Below are 15,138 nucleotides of genomic sequence, written 5' to 3' on the forward strand. Positions count from 1 at the left end.
TCAAGGAAAGGTTGGTGGAGCTAAGCGGGATCGAACCGCTGACCTCTTGCATGCCATGCAAGCGCTCTCCCAGCTGAGCTATAGCCCCATCAGGGTGGTCCGGTATTTGCCGGTCCTGGGAACTCCCTCGGGGCGCTGGTGAAGCGCTGGCCCGCTGGAGTGGCGGCTTATTACTTCCGGTTTACGGAGAGTGCAAGCCGAAATTTGATGGCCCGGCAATTTTTATTGAATTGCCGGGCTTTAACTTGGATTACCGATCAGACTTCGTCGTCGTCGCCGGTCACGCCGATGATGCCCGACATGTCGTCGTCGTCTTCATCCTCGTCGGCTTCCAGGAAGGTATCGTCGTCGTCATCGCCGATATCGACATCGTCGTCATCGCCGATATCCGGGATATCGTCGCCGCTGGCCGCCTCGTCGCCCTCTTCGAGCGAGACGAGTTCGACTTCCGGATTTTCGGTATCGACTTCCTGGACGTCTTCTTCCTCGGCCTGTTCCATCTTCTTGGCGGCGCTGTGCTCCTCGAAGAAGGACAGCGGCCAGGATTTGCCGGAATAGGGAGAAACGACCGGATCGCGGTTCAGGTCGTAGAATTTCTTGCCGGTATCGGGGTCGGTTCGCTTGGTTCCGAGTTCCGCTTTTGCCACAGTCAGAGCCTCATGGGATGGCCGAATAGTTCGGCGCGCCGCTTGTATCGCGGCTTTATAGGGTGAAAATCTAAGCCGGTCCCCATAAGGCCTGCGGTCTTTGTTGTCAAAGACAAACTTTTCATGGGCCCCATAAGGGCGAAAGCGGTGACCGATCCCAGGCTTTATGTTAGTCGGGATAGCAAAATTCCACCACGACGGGCAGGCCCCGCCGCCTGCCGCGGGCGGAAGCGACAAGAGGTCGAGACCATGTACCAGCCGCCGCATTTTCGCGAAGAGGATCTGCGCACCCAGCACGCGCTGATCCGCGCCCATCCGCTCGGTCTGCTGGTGACATCCGGCGATTCAGGCCTGCTCGCCAATCCGGTGCCGTTCCATCTGGATGCCGAGGCCTCGGTCAACGGGACGCTCCGGCTGCATCTGGCGCGCGCCAACGGCCAGTGGAAGGACATTCGCGATGGCGCTTCGGTTCTCGCTGTCTTCCAGGGCGCTGAATCCTACGTCACGCCCTCCTGGTACCAGACCAAGCGCGAGACCGGAAAGGTCGTGCCGACCTGGAACTATGCGATCGTCCAGGCCAGGGGCCCGGCGCGCATCGTCGAGGACGCCGACTGGCTGCTGTCGCAGATCAACGCCATCACCAGCCAGCATGAGGGGAGCCGTGCCATGCCTTGGGCCGTCACGGACGCGCCCGACGATTTCATCCGCGCCCAGCTGAAGGGCATCGTCGGCGTCGAAATCGAGATCGCCGGGATCGAAGGTAAATGGAAGGTCAGCCAGAACCGTCCGGTCGGCGATCGGGAAGGCGTGGCGGCAGGGCTAGATGAAATGCCAGGCCAAGGCGATATGGCGGATCTCGTCCGCCGGTATGGAGCGATGCGGGAAGCATGACCGGCTGCGCTCATACGGACGGTACGGGGCGTGGCAAGGATTGGCAGGAGGATGGCGCAGGCCGTATCATCTTCAAGCCTGCGGCTGGCTCACCTGCGGTGCTGATCTCGAAGGCGGATCACGCGTCTATTTCCCTCGCCCGCATGATCGTTTTTTGCAGCCTGTCTGCGTCGTTTATCTTAGTGGTCTTTGCCAACGGACGATGGTGGCACGCCGGCAATGATGCCGCGGGCGGGCTGGCGGTCCTTGTTGGGCTCATGGCGATCAATGCCATATTGGCCGCTAGGGCCTATCGCTTAAAGGAGAGGATTGTCGAAGCTGCCGAGAAAGCGTCGGTCGATATTGAAATGGGGTCGATGGCGCGTGCAACGGAGATTGTCTGCAGGCGTTTTTCGTCATGGTTGCTGGCGCTGTTCGCCGCCGTCGCGCTGGCTTTCGATATCTGGATGACGTGGGATATTGTTCGGCTGTTCTCCTTGGGACCGGACCCTACCCAATTGCATCGACGGCATGTTTCAGGACCTCTGAGCGGCTTGATTGTGCTGGCGCCATTGATCTATCTGACCTATCGCGCCGCCTTCGAACTGCGGCGCCGATTTTGCAAGGAACCTGCGGACCGCCGATGACCAATACGTTTACGATCGCCATCGACGGCCCCGCGGCGGCCGGCAAGGGTACGCTGTCGCGTTTGATCGCCGAAGCCTATGGTTTTCACCATCTCGATACCGGGCTGACCTATCGCGCCACCGCCAAGGCGCTGCTCGATGCCGGCCTGCCTCTCGATGACGAGCAGGTCGCCGGGAAGATGGCGCGTGAGGTCGAACTCGCAGGGCTCGATCGTGATATATTGTCCGCCCATGCGATCGGTGAGGCAGCCTCGAAGATCGCCGTGATGCCGTCGGTCCGCCGCGCGCTGGTGGAGGCGCAGCGTGCCTTTTCCCTGAGGCGGCCGGGGACAGTGCTCGACGGCCGGGATATCGGCACGGTTGTCTGTCCCGATGCTCCGGTGAAGCTCTATGTCACTGCATCCGCGGATGTCAGGGCGAAGCGCCGTTACGACGAGATCGTCGGCAAGGGCGGCGAGGCGGATTATGCCGCGATCTTTGCAGACGTGAAGAAGCGCGACGAGCGCGACATGGGCCGGGCCGACAGTCCTCTGAAGCCCGCCGACGATGCGCACTTGCTTGATACCTCGGAAATGAGTATAGAGGCCGCGTTTCGGGCAGCGAAGACCATCATCGACGCCGCCCTGAAGAGACAATCGATATAGAATAGTCCGAAGTTCAAGTCCCCGCGCCGGATTGCCTCCCACGGATAACCCCGATGAGAGAGGCGGACTTGAACCTTTGGGCATGTGCAACACGAACCACCGGCGCTGTATGGGCCCGTATCGGGACCCTCAGGAGATTTCATGGCAGTATCTAACCCCACGCGGGAGGACTTCGCAGCCCTCCTCGAAGAATCCTTCGCTTCCAACGATCTGGCTGAAGGCTACGTCACCAAGGGTCGCGTCACCGCGATCGAAAAGGACATGGCCGTCGTTGACGTCGGCCTCAAGGTCGAAGGCCGCATCGCGCTGAAGGAATTCGGCGCCAAGGGCAAGGACGGTTCGCTGAAGGTCGGCGACGAAGTCGAAGTTTACGTCGAGCGTATCGAAAACGCGCTGGGCGAAGCGGTTCTGTCGCGCGAGAAGGCTCGCCGCGAAGAGAGCTGGGTCAAGCTCGAGCTCAAGTTCGAAGCTGGCGAGCGCGTCGAAGGCGTCATCTTCAACCAGGTCAAGGGTGGCTTCACCGTCGATCTCGACGGCGCCGTTGCCTTCCTGCCGCGTTCGCAGGTCGACATCCGTCCGATCCGCGACGTCACCCCGCTCATGCACAACCCGCAGCCCTTCGAAATCCTCAAGATGGACAAGCGTCGCGGCAACATCGTTGTTTCGCGCCGCACGGTTCTCGAAGAAAGCCGCGCCGAGCAGCGTTCTGAAATCGTTCAGAACCTCGAAGAAGGCCAGGTTGTCGACGGCGTCGTCAAGAACATCACCGATTACGGTGCGTTCGTTGACCTCGGCGGCATCGACGGCCTGCTGCACGTCACCGACATGGCATGGCGCCGTGTGAACCATCCGTCGGAAATCCTGTCCATCGGCCAGCAGGTCAAGGTACAGATCATCCGCATCAACCAGGAAACCCACCGCATCTCGCTCGGCATGAAGCAGCTCGAGTCGGATCCGTGGGATGGCATTGCCGCCAAGTATCCGGTCGGCAAGAAGATTTCCGGTACCGTCACGAACATCACCGACTACGGTGCATTCGTCGAGCTGGAGCCGGGCATCGAAGGCCTCATCCACATTTCCGAAATGTCCTGGACCAAGAAGAACGTCCATCCCGGCAAGATCCTGTCCACGACGCAGGATGTCGACGTGGTCGTTCTCGAAGTCGATCCGTCCAAGCGCCGTATCTCGCTTGGCCTGAAGCAGACGCTCGAAAACCCGTGGCAGGCATTTGCCTACTCGCATCCGGCCGGCACTGAAGTCGAAGGCGAAGTCAAGAACAAGACCGAATTCGGCCTGTTCATCGGCCTCGAAGGCGATGTCGACGGCATGGTTCACCTCTCCGACCTCGACTGGAACCGTCCGGGCGAACAGGTCATCGAGGAGTTCAACAAGGGCGACGTCGTCAAGGCTGTCGTTCTCGATGTGGACGTCGAAAAGGAGCGCATCTCGCTCGGCATCAAGCAGCTCGGCAAGGACTCGGTCGGTGACGCTGCTGCTTCCGGCGAGCTGCGCAAGAACGCTGTCGTTTCGTGCGAAGTCATCGCCGTCAACGACGGTGGCGTGGAAGTGAAGCTCGTCAACCACGAAGACATCACCTCCTTCATCCGCCGCAACGACCTGGCACGCGATCGCGACGATCAGCGTCCGGAGCGTTTCTCGGTCGGCCAGGTCTTCGATGCCCGCGTCGTCAACTTCTCCAAGAAGGACCGCAAGGTCATGCTGTCGATCAAGGCTCTCGAGATCGCGGAAGAGAAGGAAGCCGTCGCTCAGTTCGGTTCGTCCGACAGCGGCGCTTCGCTCGGCGACATCCTTGGCGCGGCTCTGAAGAACCGCGGCAGCAACGAGTAATCGAAGCTTCCCTGAGAATAGAAACCGCCGGATGCAAGTCCGGCGGTTTTTTCATGGGCGGTTTTTGAGACGTGGAGCTCAGGTCCAGCCGGCCATGCGCCAGTAGAGGTCGTTCGCCCGCTCCGCATCTTCGGCGCCTTCCTGCGAAGCGTCGCTGCTCTCGTCTTCCTGGGCGTGGTCCTCGTCCGGACGTTCCTCGCTGAACGCCTGATCGCCGGCTGAATGCTGCTGTTCACCGTCCTCGTCGGTCTCCGAAATCGCTTTCGTCCGGCGCTCCTCCGGGTCCCGCTCGCGCTCCTCCGGCGGATAAGCGACGTAGGGCAGGGCAACGCCCTCGCGAAACGCGTGCGGCAGGGCGATCGGGAGCGCGAGCTGCTCGGTGAGTTCCGTCGCGCCCGTGGGCTGACCGGTCGCGTTCGCGGAAGAGCTGCCGGTGCGGCCCGTCGAACCGGTGCCTGCCGCCTCGCCGGTGGCCGGCGGCATGGATTTCGCGGCGGCGGCACCGGCGGCCTCGCTCGCCTGCATGGCGGATTTTCCGATGAGCTCCTTGTCGGTCAATTCCCGCAATGCCTGCCGTTCAGGCAACTGCCTTGCCGCAACCGGCAGGCTGTCGAGAAGGTCGCTGGTGGCCTCGGCAAGCACTTCCGCGAGCCATACGGTCGCTTCGCCGCTGGCCATCTTCTCGGCATCGAGCCCACGCGCTCCGCCTTGTTGTTCGAGGCCGCGCTGGGAAAGCCGGGCCAGTGCCGGACCGTCATAAAAGACGGGTTGAGCCGTGCGTCGATCCCCTGGAACTGCGTTCGCGGTCTGCCGGTTTTCGTCCGCGCGTGCGGCGGCCGGGCTTTCCGGTGCGTCTTCGGTTCGCACGGCCGCAAGCTCCGGCGTCTCGCTTTCGGCGAGTTCGGCCGCTTCCTGCGCGGATGCCGACGCGGCGTCCACATCGGTCTCGGCGTTCGCCTGCAATGCAATCTCGTCGATGGAGGCCGCCAAAGCCTCGACCTCCGCGGAAAGCGCGGAAGTATCCTGAGCGGCGCCGGAAACTGTCGTCGCGGGCGGTGCTTCCGCATCCTGCGGAACGGCTTCCTGGACAATCTCCTCCAGCACCGCTCCGCCGATCGCGGTTTCCTCGCCGGGCTGCGCGGCCTCGGCCTCTGCCGCAGGCACGGACGCCTGGCCGGCTGCGGATGGTGCCGCATTCGCCGGCTGCGGCCAAGTGCTCTGCCCCTGTTCCGCCCCGGCGTTCTGCCGATAGGAACTGACGACGGCCTTTGCCACGAGATCGCGCTCGAGCAGCTGCGCGGTCTCCAGCTGTATGGCGACGCGGGCAGCTTCAGGACCGGCCGGATTGTTGAGAATTTCGGTGAGCAGGCGTAGCGAAATGCCCTTGACCAGCTGGTTGAGCGTGCGTTCGAGGGCCGCCTTTTCGGCCGGGTTCATCGCCTTGACCGCCTCGGAAAGGCGCTGGGCATAGTCCGCCAGTGCCTCGCCTTCGCGGCGGGGGACCTTGATCAGCCTGCCGATGGTTTCGGCGAAGATGGAAAAACCCTGTGCGAGCTGGAGCTGCGCCGAAAGCGAAAGGATATCCAGCCGCCCCGCCGACATCGGCGAGGAACCGATCAGCCCGCTATTGGCCGCGGTATTGGCCACGTCGATCCGCTGGCGCAGCATCGGTTGTTGCGACGGTGTCTGGTAATCGACGAATGAACTGGTACGAACCGGGGGCAGCATCGTCCGCTCCAATGTCTGATAGAGACGATAGGACAACTCGGCCGAACGGGTTCTTGTCTTTTCGCAACGAACGGCGTTGCGACCGGAACGCCTCATGGCGTCGCCAGTGCCGATACACAGATGTGACTGTGGGGCAAAAAGGTTAACAACTCGCTAACGGGCTCCGCCTTTCGCTGACGGTTCAGCGAAAATGATCCATTGCGATGCAGATGAGGGCGGGACGGGGGGTTATTGCAGGATCACGCAGCCAACTTCTTCTTCAACAATTCATAGATGCCGATCTCGTCCACACGTACCGGCGCGATGTCGGCATCGGATTCGTCGGAGTTCCGGGCCGCAAGCTCCTCTATCGCTTTCGCGGCCATTTCACTGGTCGGCGCTTCGGTGCCCGCCAGGACGGCGTCGGAAGCGGAGGATTCGTCACTGGTGGAGCTGCCCTCGGGCTCGAGGTCGCCGGTATCGGAACTGGCAACCTGTTCGGCGGCGGCGGCAAACAGGGCCAGTAGCGCCGTATCGTCCGCGGATGCCGCGTCGGACGCGCCATCGGCGGCCGGTTCGGCACTGGCCTTGTCGTTCTTCTTCTCGATGACCTCCTGGATCTTCTGGACGTCTTCGAGTTTCTTGCCGGCTTCGGCGGCCTTGATGTCTGCCTGGCGTTCGGCGCGTGTTTCGGCATCCTCGACACGGGTCGGATCATAGCCCTGCGGACCGAGCTTCAATTCTTCGAGCGACTTCGGATCGGCGACATCCTCGAGCCGCTGCACGACGCGCTCAACTTCCGTGTCGAGCTTGCCGCCATTGGCCTTCCGGTTGAGGCCGTCCATCAGTCGCTGGTTGTCGTCGCCGTAAGGGTTCTTGATCGCCGCCAGCAGCGTGTCCATCGAGATGCCGATGTCATCGAGGCCGAGATCTTCGGCGAGTTTGCCGATCTCGTCCGGCATCATCTCTTTCAGGGCATCTTCCAGCGCTTTTCCGAGTTTGTAGGAAGAGCGCGCTTCGTCCGTATCGATGCCGAGCTTGGCGGCCAGGCGGTCGACGAGTTCGATCTTCAGCTCGTTGGGGTCGGTCCTGGTGACGCCGAAAAGGGCGGAGGTAATCTTGTCGCGGGCGCGCCGGGTGTCTTCGCTGGCGCTGATACGGGCTTCGGCAACCGGGTCGCTTTTCTTGCCGGTCCGCTGTTCCTCGTCCTTCCTGCGCTGCTCCTCGATACCGTCGAGCATCGATTGCATCATGTTGGTCGCGGCAAGCCCATAAGTCTGCTGGGTAGGAAGCAACATGGCCCGAAATCCGGTCTCGTCGAGAGGTACACCGCGGGCAAAATTAGATTTGAAGGGTTAACGGAAGGTTACCGGCAACTAGAACTTATGTCGCCTTATTTATTCGGGCGGCCGCGGCTTCACCACCAGCGTTACCAGCACAAAGCTTACATAGAGAAGCAGATACCAGGACCCGAGCTTGCCGAACGATACGACGTGCCATGTCTCCTGTGTCGGGTAGATCCAGGTGCCTGTCAGCGTTCCGATATTCTCCGCAAGCCACAGGAAGACCGAGGAGAGAAACGCGGCAAGCACCAGCGGCATGCGCAAAATTGTCCGATCGGTGGTGAAATGGATATTCACCCGCCGGAACACGATCACGGTCGCCGCAAACAGAAGATAGCGGATGTCCGGCAGAAAATGATGGCTGAAGAAATTGGCGTAGATTGCGATTGCCAGAAGGCCGGTCTGCCAGATTGGCGGATAATGGCTGAAGCGCATGTCGAAGATGCGGATCGTGCGGGCCATGAAGGAGCCGATGGCGGCGTACATGAAGCCGGAAAACAAGGGCACGCCGCCGATCTGAATAAGCGACGTTTCTGGATAGGCCCATGACCCCATATGGACCTTGAATATCTCCATCGCAGTTCCAGTGACGTGGTAGACGAGGATGACCCGGGCTTCGTCCCAGCTCTCCATCTTGAAGCGCAGGAACAGGACCTGGATTGTCAGGGCGGCGAGAAACAGAAAATCGTAGCGATGGACCAGCCAGCCCTCTTGCCAGATGGCTTTGGTGATGAGCAGCAGCGCCAGCATGATCGCCGCGAACAGACAGGCCCAGGCCTGTTTCAGGCCGAACAGGATGAATTCCGAAAGCCACCACGGAAGCGGCGCGAGCGCGCCGCGAATGAGACGTCGCAGTGGCTCGAGATAAGGCCCGGTCTCGTGTGCCGCCGGGCGCTCGCGATAGCGTTGATCCATCTGCCCGTCAGACCATCTCAGCTATGGGCGAAGATATCGGCCTCTTCCCAGCCGAGCAGATCCAGCTTTGCCCGCGTCGGCAGGAATTCGAAACAGGCCTGGGCAAGTTCGACACGCCTGTCGCGCATCAGGCGGTAGCTCAGCTTGTCGCGCAGCGCATGCAGGTGCAGCACGTCGGAGGCCGCATACTCGAGCTGCGCCGGTGAAAGAACCTCGGCTGCCCAGTCGGATTGCTGCTGCGCCTTGGAAACATCGACGTCGAGCATTTCCTTCAGATTGTCTTTCAGTCCGTGCCGGTCCGTGTAGGTGCGGGTCAGCCGCGAGGCGATCTTGGTGCAGAACACCGGCGTCGTGGTCACGCCGAACGTATGGAAGAGCACGGCGATATCGAAACGGCCGTAGTGGAAGATCTTCTGGCGCATCGGATCGGCAAGCATGGAGACGAGGTTTGGAGCCTCTTTCTGGCCGGCCGCGATGCGGATCACGTCGGCGGAGCCGTCGCCCGGCGAAAGCTGCACGACGCACAGCCGATCGCGGCGGGGCACGAGACCGAGGGTTTCCGTATCGATGGCAATCGCCCCCGTATAACGCGCCGCATCCGCTGCCGGAATATCGCCTTCGTGATACCTGATCTCTGCCATGTCCGTCTCCGTCCGTCCGTCTGTCGGACCCGCTATAAACCACGTTTTTCCTAAGCGATACGGTGATCTTGGGAGGGCGGTGCAGGAGGTGCCGAAAAGCCTCGCCGGGCGATCGGATGGGTCCGGGGCATTTGCTCAGCTCTGCGCCCAATGCATTGCTGCATTGCAGCAGGGTGGGTTGGCGTGATTAAACGATTAGCCTATATCTTTGGTCATCGAGCGACGCACTCCTCCTCCCAGTGTTGCTCGATACGGATCGACAACATCCTCCTCCTCCCAGTTGTCGATCAAGTTTAAAGCCTGGCGCACCCTCCTCCCGCGCCAGGCTTTTTCCGTTTCTGGAGCAGGATTCCCCTTATAAAGCGCTATTATTCGCCTCATGGCAGCCGAGTTCGTGCGGGTTGCGATCCGTGACTGGCGTCACGTGTGTGTCACGCGACACCGATATACGAACCTCGCCTTCCCTTTGAACTTTTCGTGAGGTTACTATGCGCAAGATTTTTGCCGCCCTGGTCGTTTCGACCGTGCTCGCCGGCGCCGCCCAGGCCGCCACCGTATATCCGCTGGATCGCGCCACGATCCTCGCCGGTTCCCCGTTCGACTTCAAGGTTGAGTTCAATTCGGTCGTGAAGCCGGAAGACATCAGGATCACCGTCAACGGTCAGGACTACAAGGCCGTTCTCGGCAAGGAAGTCCAGTTCGTCGCGGAAGAAAAGAACAAGGACAAGCTCCTCGGTTCCGCCGTCATTCTGCGCGGCCTGACGCTCGCCAATGCCGGCGACTACAAGGTCGAGATCTCGGCCGGTTCCGAGACCAGGACCGTCACCTGGAACGTCTACGGCACGGGCGCTGCCCCGAAGGCCAGGAACGTCATCTTCCTGCTCGGCGACGGACTGTCGGTCGCACACCGCACCGCTGCCCGCATCATGTCCAAGGGCATGACCGAAGGCAAGGCAAACGGCCGCCTCGCGATGGACGACCTCGATCGCATGGCTTTTGTCGGAACCTCGGCCACCAACGCGACCAACACCGACTCGGCCAACACGATGTCCGCCTACATGACCGGTCACAAGACCGCCGTGAACGCGATCGGCGTCTACGCCGACCGTACGCCGGACCCGTTGGACGATCCGCGGGTCGAAACGATCGCCGAAGCCCTCCGCCGCCAGACCGGCAAATCGATCGGTATCGTCGCCACGTCGGAAATCGAGGACGCCACCCCGGCTGCCGTCGTCGCCCACACCCGCAACCGTAACGACAAGGCGGAAGTCGTCGGCATGCTGCTCGACGTGAAGCCGGAAGTCGTGCTCGGCGGCGGTTCCGCCTATTTCCTGCCGCAGGCGGCTGCCGGTTCGAAGCGCAAGGACGACAAGGACTTCATCAAGCTCTTCAAGGATGCGGGCTACAGCGTCGCTACCGACAAGAACGAGCTTGCCGCCAACGTCAATGCCAACGGCCTGCTCCTCGGCCTCTTCCATCCCGGCAATCTGGACGTCACGCTCGACCGCGAATTCCTGAAGAAGGGCACCGTCGACAAATATCCGAACCAGCCGGGCCTGGTCGCCATGACCAAGGTCGCCCTCGATCGCCTCTCCAAGGATCAGGATGGCTTTTTCCTGATGGTCGAAGGCTCCTCGATCGACAAGATGTCCCATCCGCTGGACTGGGATCGCGCCGTCATCGAAACCATCGAGTTCGACCAGGCTGTCGCGGTTGCCCGGGACTTCCAGAAGACCCATCCGGACACCCTGATCGTCGTCACCGGCGACCATACCCACGGCGTTTCGATCATCGGTACGGTTGACGACGAAAAGCCGGGCACCGAGATGCGCGAAAAGGTCGGCATATATGCGGAAGCCGGCTTCCCGAACTACAAGGACGAAAACGGCGACGGCTATCCGGACAAGATCGACGTCTCGCGCCGCCTGTACCTGGCCGCCAACAACGGCCCCGACCATTACGAAACCTTCCGCCCGAAAATGGATGGCCCGTTCGTTCCGGCCATTCAGAACGAGAAGAAGGAATACGTCGCCAACGAACAGTACAAGAATGTCCCCGGCGCGGTTTTCGTCCAGGGCAATATTCCGAAAAGCGGCGACAGCGGCGTGCACTCGGTCGACGACGTCGTCCTGCAGTCGTCCGGCCCCGGTTCGGAAGGGTTCAAGGGTTACATGGAGCAAAGCGACATCTACAAGGTGCTCGCCGATACCTTCGCCCTCGGCAGCAAGCAGACCAACTAAGGTCTGGCCGCCTGCCGCGCCCGTGGTAAAACAATGTTCCCGGCCGGGACACGGCCGGGAACACCGTTTCAGGAGGTTTCATGGAAAAGCGCTTTTCCCGGGGTTTCAGCCGGCGCAGCTTGCTCGGCCTGGCCGCCGCCGTTCCGCTGTTGGCGGCAGCCCGTTCCGCCTTCGCTGCCGATGACCTTGGTTTCAACGAACTCTATGGCAAGTATGGCGTCCTGGGCCTCGAATTTTCCGACAAGGTGAAGAAGCTGGCGGGCCAGCCGGTGGCGATCCGCGGTTTCATGGCGCCGCCGCTGAAGGCCGAAGCCGCCTTCTTCGTGCTGACCGAAGTGCCGATGGCGCTTTGCCCCTTCTGCTCCTCCGATGCGGACTGGCCCGACAACATCATCGTCATCTATCTCCACCGCAAGCAGACATTCACCCAGGTGAACGAAACGATCGAAGTGCGCGGTACCCTCGAGGTCGGCTCCTGGAAGGATCCCGAGACCGGATTTGTCAGCCTTTTGAGGATCCGGAACGCGGCTTACCAGGCCGCATGACCATGCTTTCCCTACGTATCGACACTCTGGCCAAATTTTTCCCCGGCCTCGAAAGCCCCGTCCTGCTGGTCGATTTCCTGGCGATCGCGGCCGGCGAGCGCGTTGCCGTCACCGGAGGTTCCGGGTCCGGCAAGAGCACCTTCATCAACGTCGTCACCGGGCTCGAACGCCCCACCTCCGGAAAGGTCGTCTGGAGCGGCGAGGATATCGGGCGGTTTTCCGAGACGGCGCGCGACCGCTGGCGGGCAAAACATGTCGGCCTCGTCATGCAGGACTTTCATCTTTTTCCCGGCCTTTCGGCGGTGGAGAACGTGCTTCTGCCGGCACGGCTGGCGCGGGTCGCCGATGCGGCCCTGACCGCGCGTGCTCATGATCTCCTGAAGGGCGTCGGCCTTTCCCGCCCGGACCAGAAGATCGAGACCATGTCGCGCGGCGAGATGCAGCGCGTCGCGATTGCCCGCGCCGTCCTGCGCAAACCGGGCGTGATCGTCGCCGACGAGCCGACGGCCAGCCTCGATGTCGAGGCGGGCGAGGCGGTTGGACGACTGCTGCTCGACATGGCGGCGGAGGCCAAAAGCATGCTGATCGTCGTCTCCCATGACCAGCGGCTGATCGATCGTCTGGACCGCCGCATCACGCTCAGCGCCGGCCGCATCGTCGCCGACAGCCTGCGCGAAGAGGTGGCCGCATGATCCGTTTCATCCTCGCCGACCTGCGCCGTCTCTGGGCCGGCGCCGTCGTCGTCGTGCTTCTGGTCGCGCTCGCCACCGCTCTTGGCGCCACCGTCACGCTGCAGGAACGCGCCTTGCGGCTCGGCAGCGCCCGCGCCGCCGACAAGTTCGACCTGGTCATCGGCGCGGCGGGCAGCGAAACCCAGCTGGTGCTCTCGTCGGTCTTCCTGCAGCCGGCGCCGCTGCCGCTGATGCCGGGCGAGGTGCTGGCAAGGCTCTCGAAGGATCCGCGCGTTACCTGGGCGACGCCTGTCGGTTTCGGTGATTCCTTTGCCGGCTATCCATTGGTCGGCACCACGCGCGCGCTGATCGACAGCACCGTTTCCGGTTTTGCCGCTGGCCGCATGTTCGAGAAGGAGGGCGAGGCGGTGGTTGGCGCGGCCGTGAAGCTGCCGCTGGGTGCCGAGATCAAGCCGATGCACGGCACGGCGCAGATGGGCGGAGAAACCCATGCGGGCGTCGTGTACCACGTGACCGGCAAACTGCCGCCGACTGGAACGCCCTGGGATCGCGCCATTCTGGTGCCGATCCAGGCCGTCTGGCACGTCCATGGCCTCGGCCACGATCACGGTCACCAGGAAGAAGAACATCACGAAGGCGAAGCGCCACAGGTGACGCAGGCCGCCGCCGCCACGGACGAGCATGGCCACACGCCGCTGGAAGCGGCGCGCGAGCATGCCGGGGATCATCGGCATGAAGGCGAGGCCGCCGAGGCCGGCGGTCACGACGAGCATGGCGACGAGGATCATGATCATCATGGAGCCATCGACGCCGACGCGCCGATCGACGAAAACTTCACGGCCGATGCGCCGGGCCTTCCGGCGGTCCTCGTCAAGCCGAAGACGATTGCCGATGCCTACAAGCTCCGCCAGGAATATCGAAACGGCAATACGCTTGCGGTCTTCCCGGGCGAGGTGCTCACCAGCCTCTATGCGACGCTCGGCGATGCCAGGATGGTTCTGAGCGCCGTCGCGGCCGGCTCTCAAGGGCTGGTGGCGGCCGCCCTGATTCTCGTCACCGTCACCCATATCGGCCAGCGCCGGCGCCAGATCGGCGCGCTGAGGGCCTTTGGCGCGCCGCGTCTTTCGGTTTTCACGATCGTCTGGCTCGAGCTTTTCCTGCTGGTGGCGGTCGGCATCGGCCTCGGCTTCCTCACCGGCCTTGCCGCCGCCCGGCTGATTGCCGATGCGTTTACCGTCAGGAGCGGCATCATCCTGCCGGTCGGCTTTACCGGTGAGGATTGGCGCATGGCGCTGATCCTGCTCGGTGCAGCGGCGGTCTTGTCCGCCGTGCCGGCCATTCTCGCCTACCGCCAGTCGCCGGCAGCGGCGCTTCGCGCCTAACCCAGCGCCCTGATCGCCGAAATCACCTCGTCCTCGACATCGAGCCCCTGCTCGATCGCTTTCCGGCGCGCGTTCTGGCCGCGCCGGCCGGGCAGGCGCACACCTTCCTCGGAGGCCATCTCGCTGGCGAGTTCGGCGATCCGTTCGGCGGCCGAAGCGGTGCTCGCGGAGGGATCGATGACGATCAGCGTCTGGCCGACCGAGGGCGGCGGGCCTTTTTCGTCCATGAACGAGCTCGCCTCGTAGGAGAAGTTCGATCCGGTCAGGCCCGCCGAGAGGATTTCCACCATCAGCGCCAGCGCCGCCCCCTTGGCGCCGCCTGAGGGCGCCATCAGGCCCTTGTGAGCCGCGTGCGGATCGGTCGTCGGCTTGCCGTCGGCGTCGAAGGCCCAGCCTTCGGGAATGCTCTCGCCCCTCTGGCGGGCGGCCATGATCTTGCCAGCCGCGACGGTCGATAGAGCGAGGTCGATCACCAGCGGATCCTCGCCGGCAACCGGCGTCGCGAACGCGATCGGATTGGTGCCGAACAGCCGCTTCCTGCCGCCCCAGGCGGCCATGGAAGCCGGCGCATTGGCAAACATCAGCGCCACGAGACCCTGCTCGGCGAACCGCTCAACGGTCAGCGCCATGACGCCGGCATGATGCGACCGATGGACGGCACCGAGCGCAATGCCCTGTTCCCGCGCAATCGCCGGTAGTTCGGCGACTGCGATATCGAACGCCGGGTAGGCGTAGCCGAGTGCCGCATCGACGAGAAGCACCGCCGGACGCCGGCGGGATGCGGCAGCCTTGGCCTTGCCGTCCACCTTGCCGGTGCGCGCCTGGCCGAGATAGGCGGGAACGCGGCGGAGCCCGTGGCCGTACTGCCCGGCAGCTTCCGCATGCACGAGCGCATGGGCGACGGATCGGGCGGTTTCGGGGATAACTCCGTTGGCTTCGAATATGCTCTGAACGAGCATTTCGGCGTCATGGAGAGTGATGTGCATAGCGAATATCCGGGCAATTCAAATAGGGATA

14 protein-coding genes and 1 tRNA gene are annotated in these 15,138 nt (G+C 62.7%); 8 read left to right on the forward strand and 7 right to left on the reverse strand.

The genetic code is table 11. The features are described from left to right. Positions 1-12 precede the first annotated feature (12 nt). Positions 13-88, reverse strand: a tRNA-Ala gene (locus ACSQ8R_RS20735). Positions 89-257: 169 nt separating this feature from the next. After that, positions 258-647, reverse strand: a complete 390-nt coding sequence (locus ACSQ8R_RS20740) for a TIGR02300 family protein (RefSeq protein ID WP_037080075.1) — start codon at positions 645-647, stop codon at positions 258-260. 249 nt (positions 648-896) lie between these two features. On the opposite strand from ACSQ8R_RS20740, the gene ACSQ8R_RS20745 reads away from it, so the two are divergent. From ACSQ8R_RS20745 to rpsA, 4 genes are all read left to right on the forward strand, one after another. After that, the gene (locus ACSQ8R_RS20745) at positions 897-1,538 is read left to right on the forward strand and encodes an FMN-binding negative transcriptional regulator (RefSeq protein WP_436255106.1); all 642 of its coding nucleotides are present in this window, start codon (positions 897-899) and stop codon (positions 1,536-1,538) included. After that, positions 1,535-2,164, forward strand: a complete 630-nt coding sequence (locus tag ACSQ8R_RS20750; protein ID WP_436255107.1) for a hypothetical protein — start codon at positions 1,535-1,537, stop codon at positions 2,162-2,164. The genes ACSQ8R_RS20745 and ACSQ8R_RS20750 overlap by 4 nt, the downstream gene beginning before the upstream one ends. After that, entirely contained in the window at positions 2,161-2,808 is a 648-nt protein-coding gene (cmk, locus tag ACSQ8R_RS20755) for a (d)CMP kinase (RefSeq protein ID WP_436255108.1), read from the forward strand. The genes ACSQ8R_RS20750 and cmk overlap by 4 nt, the downstream gene beginning before the upstream one ends. Positions 2,809-2,949: 141 nt before the next feature. Then, positions 2,950-4,656, forward strand: a complete 1,707-nt coding sequence (gene rpsA / locus ACSQ8R_RS20760; RefSeq protein ID WP_436255109.1) for a 30S ribosomal protein S1 — start codon at positions 2,950-2,952, stop codon at positions 4,654-4,656. 78 nt (positions 4,657-4,734) lie between these two features. Here the strand turns inward: rpsA and ACSQ8R_RS20765 are convergent, their stop codons facing one another. From ACSQ8R_RS20765 to ACSQ8R_RS20780, 4 genes are all read right to left on the reverse strand, one after another. After that, positions 4,735-6,480, reverse strand: a complete 1,746-nt coding sequence (locus tag ACSQ8R_RS20765) for a hypothetical protein (protein WP_436255110.1) — start codon at positions 6,478-6,480, stop codon at positions 4,735-4,737. A gap of 143 nt (positions 6,481-6,623) precedes the next feature. Continuing rightward, positions 6,624-7,661, reverse strand: coding sequence for a hypothetical protein (locus ACSQ8R_RS20770; RefSeq protein WP_436255111.1), 1,038 nt, complete (start codon positions 7,659-7,661; stop codon positions 6,624-6,626). Between the two features lie 99 nt (positions 7,662-7,760). Continuing rightward, complete coding sequence (locus ACSQ8R_RS20775; RefSeq protein WP_436255112.1) at positions 7,761-8,621, reverse strand: DUF817 domain-containing protein; 861 nt, start codon at positions 8,619-8,621, stop codon at positions 7,761-7,763. Between the two features lie 17 nt (positions 8,622-8,638). Continuing rightward, positions 8,639-9,262 (reverse strand): ribonuclease D, encoded by a 624-nt coding sequence (locus ACSQ8R_RS20780; protein WP_436255113.1) that lies wholly within the window; start codon positions 9,260-9,262, stop codon positions 8,639-8,641. Positions 9,263-9,750: 488 nt separating this feature from the next. Here ACSQ8R_RS20780 and ACSQ8R_RS20785 point away from each other — a divergent pair, with 488 nt between their 5' ends. The 4 genes from ACSQ8R_RS20785 (at position 9,751) to ACSQ8R_RS20800 (ending at position 14,121) form a co-directional block, all read left to right on the forward strand. Further along, positions 9,751-11,502, forward strand: coding sequence for an alkaline phosphatase (locus tag ACSQ8R_RS20785; RefSeq protein ID WP_436255114.1), 1,752 nt, complete (start codon positions 9,751-9,753; stop codon positions 11,500-11,502). Between the two features lie 80 nt (positions 11,503-11,582). Continuing rightward, complete coding sequence (locus ACSQ8R_RS20790; protein WP_436255115.1) at positions 11,583-12,047, forward strand: hypothetical protein; 465 nt, start codon at positions 11,583-11,585, stop codon at positions 12,045-12,047. A gap of 2 nt (positions 12,048-12,049) precedes the next feature. Further along, entirely contained in the window at positions 12,050-12,739 is a 690-nt protein-coding gene (locus tag ACSQ8R_RS20795) for an ABC transporter ATP-binding protein (protein ID WP_436255534.1), read from the forward strand. Further along, positions 12,736-14,121, forward strand: coding sequence for an FtsX-like permease family protein (locus ACSQ8R_RS20800; RefSeq protein ID WP_436255116.1), 1,386 nt, complete (start codon positions 12,736-12,738; stop codon positions 14,119-14,121). Before ACSQ8R_RS20795 ends, ACSQ8R_RS20800 begins: the two co-directional genes overlap by 4 nt. Here ACSQ8R_RS20800 and ACSQ8R_RS20805 read toward each other — a convergent pair. Beyond that, positions 14,118-15,107: an Ldh family oxidoreductase gene (locus ACSQ8R_RS20805; protein WP_436255117.1), complete on the reverse strand. Its 990-nt coding sequence runs from the start codon at positions 15,105-15,107 to the stop codon at positions 14,118-14,120. The two genes, ACSQ8R_RS20800 and ACSQ8R_RS20805, sit on opposite strands and share 4 nt — an antisense overlap. Between the last annotated feature and the right edge of the window lie 31 nt (positions 15,108-15,138).

Origin of the sequence: Neorhizobium sp. LjRoot104 (genome assembly GCF_964253725.1) — a bacterium.
Classification (GTDB): Bacteria; Pseudomonadota; Alphaproteobacteria; order Rhizobiales; family Rhizobiaceae; genus Neorhizobium.

Bases quoted from the DNA above. Each gene is read 5' to 3' on its own strand.
- ACSQ8R_RS20745 (WP_436255106.1), top strand. From the start codon at position 897: ATGTACCAGCCGCCGCATTTTCGCGAAGAGGATCTGCGCACCCAGCAC.
- ACSQ8R_RS20750 (WP_436255107.1), top strand. From the start codon at position 1,535: ATGACCGGCTGCGCTCATACGGACGGTACGGGGCGTGGCAAGGATTGG.
- cmk (WP_436255108.1), top strand. From the start codon at position 2,161: ATGACCAATACGTTTACGATCGCCATCGACGGCCCCGCGGCGGCCGGC.
- rpsA (WP_436255109.1), top strand. From the start codon at position 2,950: ATGGCAGTATCTAACCCCACGCGGGAGGACTTCGCAGCCCTCCTCGAA.
- ACSQ8R_RS20765 (WP_436255110.1), bottom strand. From the start codon at position 6,480: ATGAGGCGTTCCGGTCGCAACGCCGTTCGTTGCGAAAAGACAAGAACC.
- ACSQ8R_RS20770 (WP_436255111.1), bottom strand. From the start codon at position 7,661: ATGTTGCTTCCTACCCAGCAGACTTATGGGCTTGCCGCGACCAACATG.
- ACSQ8R_RS20775 (WP_436255112.1), bottom strand. From the start codon at position 8,621: ATGGATCAACGCTATCGCGAGCGCCCGGCGGCACACGAGACCGGGCCT.
- ACSQ8R_RS20780 (WP_436255113.1), bottom strand. From the start codon at position 9,262: ATGGCAGAGATCAGGTATCACGAAGGCGATATTCCGGCAGCGGATGCG.
- ACSQ8R_RS20785 (WP_436255114.1), top strand. From the start codon at position 9,751: ATGCGCAAGATTTTTGCCGCCCTGGTCGTTTCGACCGTGCTCGCCGGC.
- ACSQ8R_RS20790 (WP_436255115.1), top strand. From the start codon at position 11,583: ATGGAAAAGCGCTTTTCCCGGGGTTTCAGCCGGCGCAGCTTGCTCGGC.
- ACSQ8R_RS20795 (WP_436255534.1), top strand. From the start codon at position 12,050: ATGCTTTCCCTACGTATCGACACTCTGGCCAAATTTTTCCCCGGCCTC.
- ACSQ8R_RS20800 (WP_436255116.1), top strand. From the start codon at position 12,736: ATGATCCGTTTCATCCTCGCCGACCTGCGCCGTCTCTGGGCCGGCGCC.
- ACSQ8R_RS20805 (WP_436255117.1), bottom strand. From the start codon at position 15,107: ATGCACATCACTCTCCATGACGCCGAAATGCTCGTTCAGAGCATATTC.